Here is an 18,022-nt window from a genome sequence, read left to right as displayed (position 1 = left end):
ACCAATCTAATGGAAACTTAATAAATGAAAATTTTGACTTCGCTAAGAGAATTAGAAGAAAAAGTCATAGATTACTATTTTAATTCAGGCGACTTTAATGGCATTAGTATATCTAATCTAATTGATGAATTAAGTATAACTTTTTTAGATCTCTCAATATTGCTATCAAGAGGAATAGAAGAAGATCGACTTAGGGTTACATCGTCTGATTTTGAGATGAATCCACACATAATAAGACAAGGATTTCCAGATAAATTACAACAATTATCAGCAATTAAAGAAGATAATATACATCACACGTGCGTGTATCCTTCAAAATCTTTAGCAAAGGCCAAGTTATCTTCAGAGCAATGGTCTGATAGCCCCTTTAAACGTATGCTTGCTGAGGGAATTGGTCAATTAGAGATTATATTCTTTGATCTAGAGTTATTAGACTTTTATCGACGAGATCCTCGTTACTTTTACGAGTGCAACGATATTGGAGGTAGGATATGTATAAAAGATGACTATTATTTGTCAGAATCAACACAGGAAAAGGATAAGATATTACTTAAAGCTTTTGGCATAGCTTACGACGATGATTTTAACAGATATCTAGCCGCATTTGTAAGTGATGTAGCAGACCTAAGTCAAGAACATCAAAATATTTGGAAATCAAAACTCGTTGAAGAACAATTAAAAGTCCATCCCGACTTCTATGGATCGCAAATTCTAGGGAGATGGCCCACTCATATCTCAGTATTCGATGCCGTGCTATACGAGCAAAAAATCATCAATGCAATGGTCAATAAAATAGGGAAGCCCAACTTATTTAAAAGTGAATTCGGTAAATATTTAGAAAGTAAGCCACAAGAATTTGCCTTTCTTTTAAGGCCGACAATACAAGAGTATGAATCATTTATCCATTTATTAGACAAGATCATGTCTGACAACATCAATAAGAAATTTTTTAAGGGCGAACTCCACTTAGAGCAAGAAATTGAACGGCGAGATGGGAAGGTGCAAGTAGTCCCAAAGGGAACAATTCAACTACTAGACGAGTGGCTTAGAAAAAATTATAACTCTACAGATTGGAGTCCATGGGACTTTGCAATATCTGTATTTAAAAAAATTAGAAAACAAAGGCAATCGCCAGCACATAGCATTACAGAAAATAAATATGATAAATCTCTTGTTCAAGAGCAAAGAGGTTTAATGCAAGAAGTTTACGAAGCACTGATGATTCTTCGTCATGCATTAAGCAATCACCCTCTTTGTAAAGACTATGACTTTGATATACCCCAGGCCTTAATAGAGGGAAAAATTTGGATGGTTTAATTGTGTTGGTATTGTCACCGTAAGTTTTATTAAAAGAAAACTTTGACATCTCAAACTATGGAGACTCAACATAATACAAGTGCGCGTTCATAAGGTATTCAAAATATAAAGCGAGAAGAAAAATGCAAGAATTTCAAGATTTAAAGATAACGATAAATAAAAATGATATTGAAGAATTTATAAATTACTTGGGTCAACAGCCTGGGAACTGGCAAAGAGACTTTAGTAAAGAGCATGACGTAACCAAATTTACAGATGGTATGATGTTCTGTTTCAACTATATGCTTAACGATGAGGTTCACTCAAGTCTGTGGTTAGCTGAAAAAGAAAAAGATACTTTATACACATCTAATATCGTTCCTGTTATGACAAATCGTTTGAGTATTTCTGAATATAATGAAATACAAAGGAAATTTTGTAGCGAATTACTATCCAAAGCGGACAAAAAATTCAAATTAAATATAGAGTTATCAAAAGAAACAATAGAGCTAGAAGATTTAGTGTGTTCAGAAGCCGCTCAGGCTCTCAGATCTTTTTCTAGATTGGCAAATAAATCAACCGGTCATGGTCACCCACTTGATAAAAAACGGTGGTTTGAATTTATAAAGTTAACTGCTGAATCAAGCTATAAAATCTCACCTGAGCAGTTAGAAAAGTTTTTGGTTGAAGATGGTTGGAGTGAAAATTCATCTATAGAGCTCGCATGTGATTATGAGTATTCAATTGAACTTCTTGAATATTTAAAGTAGGGGCAAGTTATGAAGTATAGCTTGTCAGACTTAAGCCAAAAAATAATGCAAGAGCCAAGACCTGTATTGCTATTAGATACATGCGTTCTTTTAGACTTAGTTCGCACTTGTTCAAGGGAAGGCGCAGATGTGAACACAATATTTGCAGCTCAAAGTTTTCTTAATCAGAATAGTGTTTGGATGATCATAAGTGAAATAGTTCAAAGTGAACTATTAGAGAATATAGAAACTGTCTATACGGAAGTAGAAAAACATTTAAAAAAACTAGATAAAAACCTTGTTCAGTTCCAAAACACGCTATCGAAACTTCCAGCGTCCGGAACATTTAACTATACGAGAAAACCTAGTGAGTACGGTCTTCACAATGAACTAAAACTGTTATCTGAGCAATTACAACAACAAGCTTTAGTGATAGATTTAGACAATGAGTGTGCTGGTAGAGCTATGGGGCGAGTTGTACAAAATATTGCCCCCTCAGCTCTGGGGAAAGATGAATCAAAGGACTGTACTATTTATGAACACTACCTTGAACTGTGTAGACAATTAAGAGTGGCTTCATTTAGTAAAGATATAGTGTTTTCAAGCTCAAACAAATCCGATTTTGGAGAGCCAAACAAATTACGCCAGCCAATTGACACAGAGTTATCTAGCTTGAATGTAAAATTTGTAAATAATTTATCATGGGCCTCTTCGATCTTAACTACCACATAGCCTTTAAAAATTTCACTATAAATATACTTTTAGTTGGTTAATTAGGCTTGCTTTTATTTATTGCAGGAGCAAAAGGAGAAAATTATTTTTAGTTTTAAAAAATCTAGAAATACTAGTGATAGTACAGTCTTTGCTATGAGAGTCACCAGCGACTTTGAAAATCAAATATTAATTCAAAAGTCTAAGAGATCGGAGCAAGTAAAAGAGTTTCTTTTAAGCTCTACAGAAGAAGAGAAAGTGGCCTTTATACAGAGCTTATTAAAGCAGCAGTTGTTTATGCATTATTATCTAATAGAGGCAAATAGATTTACCCTCCTTCTGGATACTAATGTCATTCAAGATATATTGTCCGCAAAGAATAATCGTCAAAGAGAAGTTAGATTCATAGCGACTAAAGCATTACTGTGCTTTCTTGAAGATTACGCACACGCTAATATTTGGTTATGCATAACACCAGCTGTACTTTATGAGTTAAATGAACAATTACCTATTTCAAATATTTCTGACTACAAAAAAGTTTTAAAGATAAGTGAAAATGTAGCTATTGAGCTTGGTATACCTACCTATCATACAGGGTTCAGCTCACTCAAAGAGATTAAAAAACAAACAAAGCTACTTCATGCTGACTCAAAGAACATTCAAAACGCCCTAAATCAAATAAACGAAAAGTCTTGGAAGATCAATTTTGAGCAACAGAATGGACGTATAAGAATTCCCATGGCTGTTGCTGAATATAGTGTTCCAAATATTAAATTGAGCTACTTAGATCCATTTTATGTAAAGTGGGTACTCATGAACACAATTGAAAGAAAAATGTTCGAGCAAAACAAAGATCAGAAAAAAGCTCGCAAATTTATGAATGACAAGAATGTGGGCATTTCAAAACTGTTCAAAATAAAGAAAGGATCATTAATGGGACTTGCGGATATAGATCTACTTACTAGGGCCAATTTGACCTCGCAAACAGCATTAAACTCTCCCGTCATAACCTCAGCAATAACGTATGATGATGCCCTGTTTTCAGCACTATCTGAAAGGTTAGGTTCTGTTCATAACGGGGGAAAATTTGAATCTGGAAAAGACAATGCTCATGACATGGCTTCTTTGATGGTTTATCAATTTGCAATATCGGGAGCTAGAAGTGACTTTCTAACTGAACGGAGTAAAATTTACTCAAAGGCTTTTGAAAAGTTTGCAGATGACATCCTTAAAGCTGAAAAAACTGATTGTTAACGTACATAGACTGTTGTGATTAGCTTCGTTGTCCGAACATCGGCTTGCATAAAATCAACTATAGTTAAAAACTTACTTTTTTGTACTAAGTGACGGAAACGATATCGAGAATATAGAGCTTAACTAATCAGGTACCGAAGCGTAAACAACACTAAGATAAATCGCTTTAAAAAAGGAATTTTGTTTACGTTTTTTTTGCTTTGCTCAAAATTGGTCTCCTGAAACCCTTACATCTAGCGATATTCGGAGTCTGTTTACGGTAAAGAGAGTCCCATAAGTCGAGTAAGCATTTTTACATTCAAAAAAAGGCGCATTAGCGCCTTTTTTATTGCCATTTTTATGCAGTATTAAAACGTCACTATCGTAGAAACGGCTACTTCTTTGGCTGTTTGAATTGACAGTTTTACTTCTCGTTTTTGCCAATCTATATCAAGCATGCCGTAGTTGCTGCCCGACTTATTAATCAAATGACGATTACCCGTTGTTAGTGAGCTAATATTGCTACTCACAACGCCAACTTTACCGGTTGGAATTTCAGCACCGCTTGGTGCGCAGTTACCCCACGCCCCTTCAATACCTTTGCCGTTCTCATCCACTTCGGTATAGCACCAAGGTTTATCGTGATCACGTGTAATACACCCTTGGTATTCAACCAGCGCATATTTGTAAGGTAATTTGCATTGTTTTGAGTAATCACCGTTGCCTTGCGAATCGGCATAAATCGGCAAGCGCAATGGGTTTTCAATATGATACGGCCAATTTTGACCAAAGCCTGATGCAGTCACTTCGTATACGGTAACGGGCGCTCCAAATTCTGGACTAGCCGGTATCTCTTTTTGTAACAATTCACCCCAGTGCTGATCGCCTGATAAGAAAATCACTGCTTTAGTCTTGCCTGCATTTACCGACTTTTGCACAAGTCGTAAGAGCCTTTCTCGCTGAGCGGGCATTTCTGCCCATGATTCGTAACTGGTACCAGACATCGCTTCTTCATTCAAATTAGCAATCGCTTGATTAAACTGGTTGCCATTTCCATATGCACAGTAGCTATTTAAGCTTCTTCCTTTGTGAAGCGGCGGTAATACTTGAATACCGCTGGCAATAATTTTAATTTCGCTCGGTTTATTGAGCTCTGCTTCAAGCCACTGCCATTGTTGTTCGCCCAAAATCGTGCTGTTATCACCTTCGCAGGTGCCATAATTACTAAAAGTGGGTGAACGGAAATATCGCGCATCAAGTGTGATCACATGAGTTTGCTCACCACTTGGTCCGAGCAATTTAGCTTCGTAAATACCCGCCTGACCATTAAGCCTCGGATCCGATGCTTCAACGTCAAAATGACGTAAATATTCTTGCTGGCTCTCTGCACGTTTTTGATAATATTTACCATCATTGTTGCGCCCAAAATCATGATCATCCCATGTTGCCATAACTGGGATGTTAGCCTTTAAAAACTGCTGATAATCAGGGTTGCGCTTTTTATCATTGTATTTCTGACGCATTAAGGCCATGTTTGTGGTATCGGCATAAATGTTATCGCCTAACCATAAAAATAGGTCAGGTTGATGACCAATTAAGCGTGCTAACGCTGCTGGCATATCCCCTTTGGTTTTAAAGCAGCTACCTAATGCTACTCTGTCTAAACGTTTGCTTTGCTGTGGTTGTGTATGAGTTAACAGCGGTTCAGGCGCTAGCGCGTCACATTCTTCCCAGTCACCTTCAGCAACATAACACCATGGCGATGAATGATTGCGAGTAGTACAACCATAGAATTTTTCACCTTGATAGCTAGATGGCGCTAAACACGTTTTACCTGAAACTGTTTTAAACTCAGGAATAGACTCAGTACGCACATTGCCCCAACTTTCACCGTCTTTCGGTGTTTTTAAATAACACCACTGGCTACCGCTATTATTTTTGTCGGTTGTACCTTGGTATTTTGCCAGCGCATAATCAAAGGTTGTTTTACATTCTTGATAGTGAACTTCGGGTGCAGCAAATAGTGCGCTAGGCAGCAATAAGCTTAATAGAATTGTTCTTTTCATTGTTATATTTTCTCAGTTGTGAATTGGCGCATCCGATGCGTAATAGTCCCTTGAGAAAATATACTGTTCCGATATTGAGAACTGACTACAGTTAAGTGTCACATTTGCGGCAAGAAAATGACAATAAACATGTGGCTGCCGTAACTTTGCAGCCGCACTGTATTTTGCGCTTTTATCAAGCTATAAAATATACGCTTTAAAACTGTGTATTAGTTGATCTGTATATCTACAATCCAAGGTTCCAAACGTTTGCCCCAATTAACCGTCACGCTATAGTCTGGCTTTGTTTGTCCTCGTGATGTTTTTAAGCTTGCCAAGGTTTCTACGAAATGAGCAGGTACATTAATTCTGTTCACCAATAGCGCACGCAAATGCAAAGAGTGATCTTTGCTGTAGTCATTAAAGTAGGGCTTCGCATTTCCTTTAACGATAACGATATTGCTTTGCGCTGCATATTTAGTTGCAAGTGTTTTATAGTCTTGTGCCGCTTCTAAAAAGAACAAACGACTATTGCGATGCAACTCTTGTTGATATGCCTCAGAGGCTCGCTCTTTGGCATATTTGAGCTGTTCATCATTAGTATCCAACTCAAAACGAGCAAGCGCTTTTTCATAATAACTCTGCGCATTTGCTAGTGACTTTTGATATTGCTCGCCATTGTATTCAAGGGCAAAAAATAACGTACGTTCCTGCGCCCAGCCATCTTCAGAGATTTCAAGTTCAGTAAACCCTAACGCTATTAACTGCTGCTTGGTTAGGTTTATACTGCGGTTGTTGTAATAAGCAAGCTCGTCTTTTTTGTTTGCCAATGCACGCCAAGAAATTGAAAGCCCTACGCCCGAGTTTTCTTTTTCAAAACCAGATAAATATGGCAAGCGTGCTTCTCGTTCAGATAAAACGAGCTGTGCCGTTGGCTCACCAGAGCGATTATAAAAAACACCACCTAAAATAAAAATATTGGTAAAAACAATTAACGCGATACCGCAAATTAAGTACTTTTTCATGCGCTTGTCCTCGTGTGTTTGGCTAACTTACGAATTCGCTTAAATACCAATAATGCAAGCAGCGCACATAACCCAAGTACAAAGAAAAATAGATACTTAGGCATCCAATCCCACCACCAATCAAAGAACTTGGTGTAAAGAAACAGCACAAAAAATACATTGCCAGTTTGCACAACGCCCGACCACTCTTTACGAATTCCAAGCCAAATCGCCGCTGCACTTAACGCAAACCCAGCAACTTGATAAACGCCTTCAACAAGGTCATCATCATAATTGAAATAACTTACGCCACCCCAGTTTGACAAAATAAGCACAACTAAAAACAGTATGATCAGAGACAAAACACGATACATTGCAGCAAAGCCACTAAATGCACGCTGATTGATAAAATCCGGGACTAAAAACAGCAATATACTCGGCACAATAAAGTTTTCAGGGCGCTCGCCAAAACTGATCCAATACATGCCACTCCATGCGCCCACCTTCATTGCAATAAAGCTGCACACATTCACAATTGCAAAAAACAGCAATACTCGCGCGTTAACAGCATACGCCAAAATAAAGGCGAGTCCGGCCCAAATCAAAAACGCATTAGGCGATGAGGTTAAATTAAAAATCTGCCCAAGCAGCATTACGTTAAGTACGAACCCCGCATACGCAACCAGACCCGCTATTTTAGCAAAATAACCGTGGGATTCATTTTCAGCTAACTTTATCGCACCACAGAACAATGCAATGGGCGTAGTAACCAAGATACCCACTTGCACACTTGTGCTTAAATAGCCCCAAAATTGATAAAACAAAAAGAATAAGCTCACCGCCATCGCCAAGGCACCAAACAGCGAAGCGATTTTCATACCTAATGTTAGGTGCTTAGACTGAGGTGTCGTATCAACGTCAAATTGCTTGGCTAACTGGGTAAAAGCTGCTGATGATACTGAAAAACAGCCTGTTGCTGTTCAACTGGCATGGTGATCACGCCAGCATGTTGTAATTGTGCCAGTTCAGATTCAAAGGCGTGTATCTGATCCACCCTCTGCTGAGCATCCGCTTGATTTAGTTGAGATTCATCCATGTAAAAGCCCAATCACGTTATGTACGTATTATATTGGCTCAACTGGTAGCTAAAAAACAAGCAATATAACACCAGTTTGATGTTAGCTTGGGTGTACAGGTTTATTTATATGCGAAGAGTAGAGAAAGGTTAGAAAGAAAAGACAGCGCACTATCGTGCGCTTTCTTTTCAACTATTTAATTGATAGCGTTAAACTTATTGGGCAGTGATCACTTAACATATCTTTGTAATCTAGCTCGCCTTGCTTACCAAACGCGTCTACTTTTTGAGAGCCATCAACAATCCACTGAGTTGAAATTGGGCCGGTAATAATATGATCGATTGGCGCTTTGTATTTTGGGTGGCAACTTTTTAAGTTTTGCATACTGCTTAATAAAATGCGCTCGCCGTCTTCTTTACTTAGCTCTTGCCAAAAACGATTGTTTTGGTCAACTAAACGGTGGTTAAAATCACCCAGTACAACAAACGCTTGCTTGTTTTCAACACGCTGGTTAACCCACTTTTCTAAAATAGGCCCTTGCTGCTGATAAGTAGTACAGGCTTTTTTAGTATCTTTGCGATAGTCGCTAACAAAGCAACCGCTTTTCATATGCACATTCAGTAGTTCTAGTTGACCATTATTGAGACTAATTGAGGTACCGTAGCGCAATCCTGGGTTATCAAGGGCTAGTGCTTTAAAGTCATCTTGAGCGATGAAGTTAATACCTTTTTTAACAACAAATGCTGTACGCTGCGGCGTTGAAAACAAACCATCGTGACCACGACACTCATACGCCTCGTTATCGGCACGACTTGAAACCACATACTGCCACTGTGATTCAGGGAAAACGCGCTTAAGCGCTTTTTCTGACTGCACTTCTTGCAGTGCGACTATGTCGGCATTTAAGGTTGCGGCGTAACTTGCAAGCGCTTGGTAATCAGCTTGGCTACGTGGCTTACAGCCTTTACCAATCTCGTCAGCTAAATGCTCAATATTCCAGCTCACTAATTTTAAATTAGTAGTATCACTTGCTACAACACTCGGCGATGACACCTGTTCTTGTTGCTGACAGCCCAGTAATGCTGCCACTGCTGCAAGTGCAATAAGAGATTTTTTCATGTGTGTGTTCATATTGTGAAAAAGAATTTCAGTATATCAAGGCAAATAACTAAATCACATGAAGTTTGCGATAAGATGACGTTAGTTTAACTAGAACTATATGAAATTTACTGATTTGCTAATTGATCACGCATTGGTTATCTTGTTTTCTGCATTAAATTGAGTTCCCTTTTATAAGGATGCCTTATGAATTTATCTCCTTCTGTTACCGTTAAGCATACTGATTCAGGACTAGAGTACCTATCAGTTGAATCGAGCTTTTGCAGCGCTAAAATTTTTCTCCAAGGCGCGCAACTTACCGAATTTACGCCAAAAGGCAAAAAGCCTTTAATTTGGGTATCGCAAGATGAAGACTATCAAGTCGGCAAAGGCGTTCGCGGTGGTATTCCTATTTGTTGGCCTTGGTTTGGCATGAGTGCTAATGACGGTTGGCCGCAACACGGATTTGCCCGCACTATGCTTTGGCGCGCAGAAGAAGTGATAGAAAACGACAATAATATTGTTGTGAGTTTTTCATTGCCGATGGGCCAAGTAAATCCAGAATACTGGCCACATCAATCGAGCTTAAAAGTCGTATTCACGCTAAGCGATAGTTTGCACATTGCGCTGGTAAACACGAATACTGGCAATGCTGCATTTGAGTTAACACAAGCACTGCATACCTATTTCCCTACCGCTGAAATTGAAAACACCACAGTCGATGGCCTGCAAGGTGCTAACTATATTGAGTTTGGCGAAGGCCCATTTGCACAAAACGACATTGTGAATTTTGCCCGTGAAACCGATATGGTTTATCAAAACACACCTTTGGTTCAAACCATTAATACGCCTGACGGTATTATTGAAGTTGGCCGTGAAAATTCAAGTTCGTGTGTGCTGTGGAATCCGTGGATTGAAAAATCAAAGCGCCTAAGTAACTTTCGCGATGACGAGTTCCATACCATGCTGTGTTTAGAAGCCGCTAACGTGATGGATGACAAAGTGACATTGCAACCAGGCGAAAGCCATTCGTTAATTCATACTGTGCGCTGGCTTTAATCACGCTATATTGCCGAAAATCATAAAAACTCAGCATTTGCTGAGTTTTTTGCTTTAATAGGCAAAGATTATAAAAACAAAGAGACATCACGTGTTTAGCAACCATCAAATTTCCGAACAAACACTACCTGACTTTACCCAAGCAGATTTTAAACCTCTGGATAAACTGGCAAGCAAAGAAGCACTAATTGGCACCTTTGTATTTTTAATACCAGCAAGTATCGCTGTTGTGATCTTTCTTTATTTTTTATCGCCAGTTGAAAATATCATAACCGCATTGGTTGCAGGTGCATTAGTATTGATAAACTTATACGTCGCTTGGTTTACCAAGCGTAGCGTCGCAATGACATCTATCGCACTGAGAGAACACGATCTACTATTAAAACGCGGAGTGTTTTGGCAGCGCACCATCGCCATACCTTTTAATCGTGTTCAACATATTGAAACCCACCGTAATCCTATTGAGCGCAAGCTAAAACTCGCCACGTTAAAATTGTTTACCGCTGGCGGTGCAGGCGCTGATCTCGAAATTCATGGTCTAAGCCAAGAGCGCGCCAGTAAACTAAGACAGTTTATCTTGGCAAACACCGCAAGTGAGCGTCACGACGATGAGTAATAACAATACAGCCACTTGGCAAAAGCTGTCGCCAATTGCGATTATTTATTTTGTGCTGCACTTTATCGTGCGTTTTGTAAAAGACGGACTCATTAATATTGCGCCAGCCTTTGCTATTTGGGTCACCCAAGTTGAGAATAAACTGTTTTGGTTTGCTTCAGGTGCCAGCGTATTAGCATTGATTTTAGTGACTTACGCGACCCTTTATTACTTTAATTTTCGCTACAAAGTTACCGACCACGAAATTATTTTGCGTAAAGGTGTATTTAAAAAAGAGCGCGTCACGCTTAACTTTGCCAAAGTACAAAACGTTAATTTAGCAATACCATTTTACTTTTCACCATTTTCAGCGGTGAACTGCCACTTTGATGCTGCGGGCTCAGCCCAGCAAGAAGTTGTGTTACCGGGGGTATCGGATCACTACGCAAATATGTTGCGTGACCAAATATTTAATTACCGAGCCAAGCCAGAGCAAACCGAGCAACAAAGCGAATCGCAACAAGCTGCGCAGTCGCCCGATTTAACATTAGCGAATTTTGAAGTGGCAAAGTTTGGCTTAATGTCAGGCATGATGTTTTTAGTATTAGCGGCACTTGCGCCTTTCACTGAGCAAATTACTGACTATATTAAACAAGACTTTGCCGCGCCGCTTACACTGTTTTTTAATAATCTTGTGACCAATAATGAATATGCCGAGATGGCCGCGGGTGCCACCATTATTCTAAGCGGTATTGCCTTGTTTGTATTCGCATCGGTACTGGGCGCAGTTATTCGCTTTTACAACTATGAACTTAGCTTAGAAAACAACAAAATAAAGCGTATTTCAGGATTATTTGAGCGCCATCAAATGTCGCTAAGCGTTAGTAAAATTCAGTCAATTGAAGTCAAACAAAACTGGATTGCAAAACTGCTTAAACGCTACACCATTAACTGCAAACAAATTAATAACAGCCATGCAAATACGGTAAAAAAAGGGCAGTCGTTAATTGTGCCTGTACTGACAAAAAGCCAAGTGAACGATGTTATGAATTTATGCTGGGATAAACAGTTAAACATTACTAATGTGCCATTTCAGCCAATCGCCATTAACTACTTTTACAAGACTTTCGTGCTTTACTGGCTTCTGCCTATTTCCATCATAAGTGCTTTTTTGTTTAATCCACTACTTGATGGCGCGTGGCCAGTATTAATTGCACCATTGTTACTGGGTGTGGTTTTGAGTTTTTTGCGCTACAAGCGCTTTGGCTTTTACTTTGACGGAGAGCAAGTATTCACGCGAAAAGGGCTGATTGGCGTAAGCTATAAAGTGTTTAAAGGCTTTAAAATTCAACAAATTGCTACCACACAAACACCGCCAATGCGCAAACAACATCTTAGCTCATTGCGCTTTCAGTTAGCGAGTGGTGGTATTAGCGTGCCCTATTTACCACAAAGTGACGTAAATGACTTTATGAACAGGCTAGTACTGCTGGCAGAGACATCGAAAAAGCGCTGGATGTAACCATCAATAATTTAGATTAACCGCTTATCACTATTATTTTTTTTAGTTTTATGCGTGCAGTAAGCTAGCTCGCATAAAATTAAAGGAACAAATAATATGAAAAAGTCGCTACTCTCATTGATGGTTGCCGCAAGCTTTGCAACCTCAGCAAACGATAACTGGCAAACCATTGAAACTGAGAACTTTAAAGTTCATTTCCCGAAAGCTTACCAAAGCTGGGCTACATCAGCTGCCAACGAACTTGAGGTTGTTCGCGAAAAAGTAAAAGAGCAGCAAAATCGTGTCTTAGAAAAACAAGTTGATGTGATTGTTTTCGACCCTTATAACCAGTCAAACGGTTTTGCTATTCCAAGCAGTGTTGACCCTATGATGGCATTTTTTGCCACACCACCCCAATCAGATACGGTTATTTCAAATAGTTCGGGCTGGCAGCAACTACTCGTATTACATGAATATGTGCACTTAGTGCATTTAGCACAGCCAACACGCAGTGAGTGGCGCCAAAAGCTACGTAACTTCTCAAGCGCCTATGATATTGCTCACAACCCAACACCGCGCTGGGCTGCTGAAGGCTATGCAACGTTGCTTGAATCGCAAATGACTGGCCGCGGCCGTTTACACGATAACTATGTTGAATCGCTCATCACGCAATTTGCTAAAGAAGGAAGTTTGCCAAGTTATAGCCAGCTAAGCGAAGAAGATGGTGGCTATATGGCAGGTTCTATGGCGTATCTCGTTGGTGTGCGTTTTTTACAATGGCTTGAACATAACTACAGCAAAGAGCAATTAGATGCTGTATGGACACGTATGCAAGCGGTTAAAAAACGTGACTTCGATAGTGCGTTTACCGGCGTATTTCTTGAAAAGCCAAGTAAACTGTATCGTCGCTTTGTTGCTGAATATACCCATAAAGCACTAACACAAGAAGCGAATCAAACAGCACTTGAAACGAAACGCTGGTTTGATCTCAATTACATTCAAACAGCGCCGAGCCTGTCACCCGATGAAGATAAAATTGCCATTGTTAGTAAAGACAAAGATGGCAATACCAAGCTCACAATTTATGCAACAGAAGAAAATGCTGACGCCATTAAAGAGTTTGAAGAAGCGCAGAAAGAGCTGCTAGAAGACGATGCAAAAGACATTGCAAATAGCAAACCCACCAGCTTCAAAAAAGAAACAAAAGAAACCCTTAACTCAATTAATCGCAAAGGTATTTTAAACCCAGTTTGGCGTGATAATAGTACCCTTGTATACGGTGCATTTAGCGTTGCTAACAACGAAATGAATACACTGCACCAAGATCTCTTCAGCTGGAATAGCGAAACTGGTGAAACTAAACAACTTACTCAGTTTGCTAATGTGCGCCGCTTTACCTTAGCTGACAGCAATACGGCTTATGCCGAGCGTGTTGAATATGGCTACTCACAACTGGTAAAAATTAATTTAACGTCGGGTGAAATGAGCGATTTAACCCAACCATCACTACAAACAGTTTACGACTTCCCGCAATACCAAAATAACAAGCTGGCTTATCTTAAAACTGAGCTTAACCAAAATTGGGCACTATGGGTAAAAGATTTAACATCAAATAACGATGTAAGTGTGCCAATGCCAAAGGGCTACCAATTTTTGTCATATCCTAAATGGAACGAAAATGGCGAAAGTATTTACTATGTTGCAGGGGTAAATGGTCAAACAAATCTTTATCGTTATACCTTTGCATCAGACAAGTTAGAACAGCTCAGCGCTGGGCAGCAAGTTATACAATACCCAATGCCAAGCAAACAGCACGGTTTACTGTATTTAGCTGTGAATTCCGAGGGGCCTGATATTTACCAACTAAGTGACAATGCAAGCGTAACTGAAGTAACAGAGCGCGAATTATCACCAAAAGCCACAATCGATAAAGCAGAGCAACCAAGCTTACCGCCAGCTAAGATTTATCAGCAAACGGCTGGCACACAACGCGATTATTCACCATCAAATCAAACAATGTCGTTTACACTTGCTGAGCAATACAATAGTGCCAGTACTGCACTGTTACACGTGGGTGTAAAAGGTAAAGATCTGCTCAATAAGTTGAGTTGGCAATTTGGTGGCGCAATCGACAATAAAAATGCTTTAAACGGTGCTTATTTAGACGTGAAATATCAACTCGATAAATGGCAATTTTTAGCACACGCATTTGATTATAAACTTAAAGCCGCAAATCAATATCAACACCCTGATGTCTTAGCTGCTGAGGAAGACGCTACCGGAGCCTATCTGCAGGCCAGTTACCCTTATCGCAACGGGGCATTTAAATTGAATAGTCATCTTGCGTATGGCTACAAAGATATTGGTGATAGCCATAACCAATGGCTTGCTCTCGGCGCGAATCAAATTTGGCAACGTGATTGGCAAACATTTGCGATTGGTCAAACTGCCTCCGCACGTATCTACAGTGGTGATAGCTCACATGGCAGTTGGCAAGGCTTTGATGCAAACGTAGCGCTATTCGGTAAAGCTTGGAATATGCCACTTTACGTTGATTACCAAACAAAACAACGTGATGACATGCTAATGAATATTGGTGGCTTCGCGTCCAGTTTAATTAAGCCAGAAGCACAAGCTGATCGCTCACTCATTAATGAACTACCGTTTTATACCGCATTAAGTGATGATTATCAGCGCTTTGGAGCTGGGTTTGCGTTTAAGCAAAATACACCTTGGCTTTATGTATCTCAGCATGAGCTCAATAACAGCGAACTCGCCACTAGCTACGGAATTAAGCTAAATAGCCAATTCGACTTTGCCGTTGCACCTTCTGTATTAAATGATATTAATATTGATTTTGGCATTGCCAAAATTGAAGGCGATACCATTCAAGATGAGGTACGGGGCTGGATTGGTCTATGGTATAGCCTGTAGCAACCGACTAAAAAGTAAAAAAAGAGAGGCTTAACTAAGCCTCTCTTTTTTAATTATTGTGCCGGCATTTCTGCGGCATTCCAACGCATATCTAGCTGCTTTTTATCTGCGTCGGTACATGTGCCGCCCGCTTCATGCAAACAAACAGTCAGTGTATCTCGCTCAAACTGCTCAAGCGACATTTGCATCGATTTGCCCGCTAATGTGAAATAAGCAATACCATTATCAAGATAGAATGGTGTGTCTTCATACTCACCATTTGCATAGCTAACGCTGAGTGAATATCTAGGTTCGTTTTCCCCATCACTGACATATGACTCACTGAAGTCATAATCATTTTCTTGACCGTTTGGTAAGTGCTCCCTTACACGCAAACTGTGCAACATACCATAGTCAAACTGCGTAATATTGATGCCGTCTTGTTTTTCTATGCGAGTAATATTACTAAAGCCGTAACCAGGATCACCATTAATGTTGTACAGTGCGATTGTACGCAATACAACATACTGATTTGTGTCTTTAGCAAATAAACGATAAGACGTTTGCTGCGACAGGTAGCAACGCCCGTTGTCGCTTGAACGACATCGCGTAGAAGTATCTTTATCTAAATACGTTTCCAATCGCAAAACACCGTTTTCATCAATACGGGCAACTCTATCATCCTCGTCGATATCCTCTCGCGCAATCAGATCATCATAGATAACTAAGTTTTCATGTCCATAAAGACGATACCCTGTCACCTCTTTAAAATGGCCTACAATGTCATTTTCGCTAAAACCTGTAGCAGTTTGCTGTTTCAACATAATGCCATTACGTGCAAATTGTTGGCCGCCGCTAGTTACATCTGCGACAAACGCATAACCGATTTCGTTTTTGTTTAGAATATAGTAAGTAAAGCGAGTCTCATTATCGCCACTACCTGAGATTATCTCTAAATTGCCATTAGTCACTTGCCACTTGGCATTATTAGTATAAAAACCTGTGATTGGCACTTCAATGCTTGCAGAACCGTCCGCCATTAGATTAGCGACTGCTGGCTCAGACAAAATAGCATTTTCAGGAGTGAACACATCACCGATTAACCACGTCCCTAAGAAATCCGCTTCGGATAACTTGGTTGCATTTCGCTTTTCTGTAAACCCGCCGTGGCGTAAACTTCCGTAATTGTCATCAACGACATTTCCGTCTTTATCGACTATACGAAACCTTTCAGCTACAACCCCTTCGATTGTGTTACCACGCTGAAAAAAAGCATAAAATTCAGTCGTTACTAACTGCACTTCATGTATCACTATTTCACTATGTATCAAGGTAATGGGCGATGTATATTCTAGGGTTAAATTGCCTAGCTCATCAATAAGCCAGGTAAGTTCGCTACTACTACCATTCTCTAGTACTGTACTGCCCGTACCATCTGGGTTTAGCGTAAAATGACGACCATCGCTCATAAAAGGTAGCTGTGGTGAAAAAACTAATTGCTTAGTTTCATTAATTGCAGGGTAAGCAATTGTTTCAGAGCGTAGTACTTGACCGTGAGCCATACTTTCCGGATAGGTATCAGACATGCGCTGTTCAAACTCACGAATTAATTCATCATTTTCAAACAATTGTTCTAGTGTTGTAACGCCTGTAGGTATGGGGTAGGCTTCACCCTGATTACCGTTAAGTAACATATGCAGCACACCTGCGCGCATTGTTAGCACCTCGGTATAAACTCTGCCGTAATTTTTTTCTAACTGCTCTGCGGTCGTAATACTCTCTTTGTCATCAAGCATGTAATATAGAGTCGTTGATATATTACCGACGTTAACGGCAAAGTACTCATCATCAGTTAATATATTATCACTGCCAGCACGTTGCTTTAGCTCGCCTAATGTCAGCAATTGCGAAACGAAATTAAACTCAGAAAAAAATACCGAATTACTGGGTGCGGATAACTTAGCCAATTGTGAGTTATAGCTTTCATCGAGTTCAACGGGCAAACTGAATTCGCCACTGTCATTGGTAGTTGCTGTAAAAACTTGATCGCCAACCGTTAAATTTACGGCTGAATTAGCGCCACTATTAACGCGACCTTTCAATGTAAATACTTGCGTTTGCGCGCTGGCTTTTACTAGCAGCTGATGCTGTGCAGTCGCAACTGAGCCATCATCATCGGTTACCGTAACGGCAATAGTAACTTGCTGATCTTCATCGATATCTGTTGTGGTGACTTTTACTTGTGCTTTATCGGTATCGCTTAACGTGACCCCTTCACCACTTATTAGTTGCCATAAATAACTGACAATTTCGCCATCGTTATCGCTGGCAGTAGCGGTAAGGCTAAGCTCGCTCTGCTCATCAACCTCAGCAACCCCATTAATTACCACATTCGGCGCTTGGTTATCTGCGTTATCGACAATAGTAAGTGTGTGTTCATCGCGCGCGGTTGCGCCATCATTATCGGTTACCGTTACGCTAATAGTGATTTGAGTATCACTATCTACATCTGGCAAAGTGAGATCGACCGAAGCTTGATCGCTATTGTTTAAAGTAACGTTCTCACCCGATGTGATAGACCACGCATATTTGCTGATCGAGCCATCACTATCGCTCGCCGCAGCATTAAGTGTTACGACGCTCGCTTCTTGTGCGCTGTTATCACCATTAATAGTAACGGTTGGCACGCGATTACCTTGATCGGGATTGGGCGATGTATCTTTATCAGACGAGCCCCCGCCA

General features: G+C 40.0%; 13 protein-coding genes and 1 pseudogene. 8 read left to right on the top strand and 6 right to left on the bottom strand.

Features of this window, described 5'->3' with window-relative positions; all coding sequences use genetic code 11:
• The first annotated feature begins 24 nt into the window (after positions 1-24).
• The 4 genes from C2M30_RS20140 to C2M30_RS20125 all read left to right on the top strand — a co-directional run bounded on the left by C2M30_RS20140 (position 25) and on the right by C2M30_RS20125 (position 4,010).
• Entirely contained in the window at positions 25-1,317 is a 1,293-nt protein-coding gene (locus C2M30_RS20140) for an AAA family ATPase (RefSeq protein ID WP_105173091.1), read from the top strand.
• Between the two features lie 122 nt (positions 1,318-1,439).
• Positions 1,440-2,066 carry a hypothetical protein gene (locus C2M30_RS20135; protein WP_105173090.1) on the top strand — a complete coding sequence of 209 codons (627 nt, stop codon included), beginning with the start codon at positions 1,440-1,442 and terminating at the stop codon, positions 2,064-2,066.
• Between the two features lie 9 nt (positions 2,067-2,075).
• Positions 2,076-2,777, top strand: coding sequence for a PIN domain-containing protein (locus tag C2M30_RS20130; protein WP_105173089.1), 702 nt, complete (start codon positions 2,076-2,078; stop codon positions 2,775-2,777).
• A 60-nt stretch (positions 2,778-2,837) separates the two neighbouring features.
• Positions 2,838-4,010, top strand: coding sequence for a hypothetical protein (locus tag C2M30_RS20125; RefSeq protein WP_105173088.1), 1,173 nt, complete (start codon positions 2,838-2,840; stop codon positions 4,008-4,010).
• Between the two features lie 347 nt (positions 4,011-4,357).
• Here C2M30_RS20125 and C2M30_RS20120 read toward each other — a convergent pair whose 3' ends face one another.
• The 5 genes and pseudogenes from C2M30_RS20120 to C2M30_RS20105 form a co-directional block, all read right to left on the bottom strand.
• Positions 4,358-6,055, bottom strand: coding sequence for an alkaline phosphatase D family protein (locus C2M30_RS20120; protein ID WP_105173087.1), 1,698 nt, complete (start codon positions 6,053-6,055; stop codon positions 4,358-4,360).
• A gap of 209 nt (positions 6,056-6,264) precedes the next feature.
• Positions 6,265-7,059 carry a DUF4824 family protein gene (locus C2M30_RS20115; protein ID WP_105173086.1) on the bottom strand — a complete coding sequence of 265 codons (795 nt, stop codon included), beginning with the start codon at positions 7,057-7,059 and terminating at the stop codon, positions 6,265-6,267.
• Positions 7,056-7,937, bottom strand: a pseudogene (locus C2M30_RS20110) (DUF2157 domain-containing protein); the annotation flags it as partial. The gene C2M30_RS20115 and the pseudogene C2M30_RS20110, both read right to left, overlap by 4 nt.
• 32 nt (positions 7,938-7,969) lie before the next feature.
• The gene (locus C2M30_RS21895) at positions 7,970-8,134 is read right to left on the bottom strand and encodes a hypothetical protein (protein ID WP_234004809.1); all 165 of its coding nucleotides are present in this window, start codon (positions 8,132-8,134) and stop codon (positions 7,970-7,972) included.
• 172 nt (positions 8,135-8,306) lie between these two features.
• Positions 8,307-9,233, bottom strand: coding sequence for an endonuclease/exonuclease/phosphatase family protein (locus C2M30_RS20105; RefSeq protein ID WP_158683604.1), 927 nt, complete (start codon positions 9,231-9,233; stop codon positions 8,307-8,309).
• A gap of 186 nt (positions 9,234-9,419) precedes the next feature.
• On the opposite strand from C2M30_RS20105, the gene C2M30_RS20100 reads away from it, so the two are divergent.
• The 4 genes from C2M30_RS20100 to C2M30_RS20085 all read left to right on the top strand — a co-directional run bounded on the left by C2M30_RS20100 (position 9,420) and on the right by C2M30_RS20085 (position 15,301).
• On the top strand, positions 9,420-10,271 hold the full coding sequence (locus C2M30_RS20100; protein ID WP_105173084.1) for a D-hexose-6-phosphate mutarotase: 852 nt from the start codon (positions 9,420-9,422) through the stop codon (positions 10,269-10,271).
• Between the two features lie 91 nt (positions 10,272-10,362).
• Positions 10,363-10,887, top strand: coding sequence for a PH domain-containing protein (locus C2M30_RS20095; RefSeq protein ID WP_010561409.1), 525 nt, complete (start codon positions 10,363-10,365; stop codon positions 10,885-10,887).
• Positions 10,880-12,388 (top strand): PH domain-containing protein, encoded by a 1,509-nt coding sequence (locus tag C2M30_RS20090; protein WP_105173083.1) that lies wholly within the window; start codon positions 10,880-10,882, stop codon positions 12,386-12,388. The genes C2M30_RS20095 and C2M30_RS20090 overlap by 8 nt, the downstream gene beginning before the upstream one ends.
• Before the next feature lie 96 nt (positions 12,389-12,484).
• Positions 12,485-15,301, top strand: coding sequence for a TolB family protein (locus tag C2M30_RS20085; RefSeq protein ID WP_105173082.1), 2,817 nt, complete (start codon positions 12,485-12,487; stop codon positions 15,299-15,301).
• Positions 15,302-15,354: 53 nt separating this feature from the next.
• On the opposite strand, the gene C2M30_RS20080 is transcribed toward C2M30_RS20085, so the two are convergent.
• Positions 15,355-18,022, bottom strand: a 2,668-nt coding sequence (locus C2M30_RS20080; RefSeq protein WP_442792818.1) for a PKD domain-containing protein, incomplete at its 5' end; no start/stop codon positions are given.

Origin of the sequence: Pseudoalteromonas sp. T1lg24 (genome assembly GCF_002964745.1) — a bacterium.
Taxonomy (GTDB): domain Bacteria; phylum Pseudomonadota; class Gammaproteobacteria; order Enterobacterales; family Alteromonadaceae; genus Pseudoalteromonas; species Pseudoalteromonas spongiae.
The sequence above is the reverse complement of the archived record's forward strand: the minus strand, read 5'-3'. Positions and strand labels throughout refer to the sequence as shown.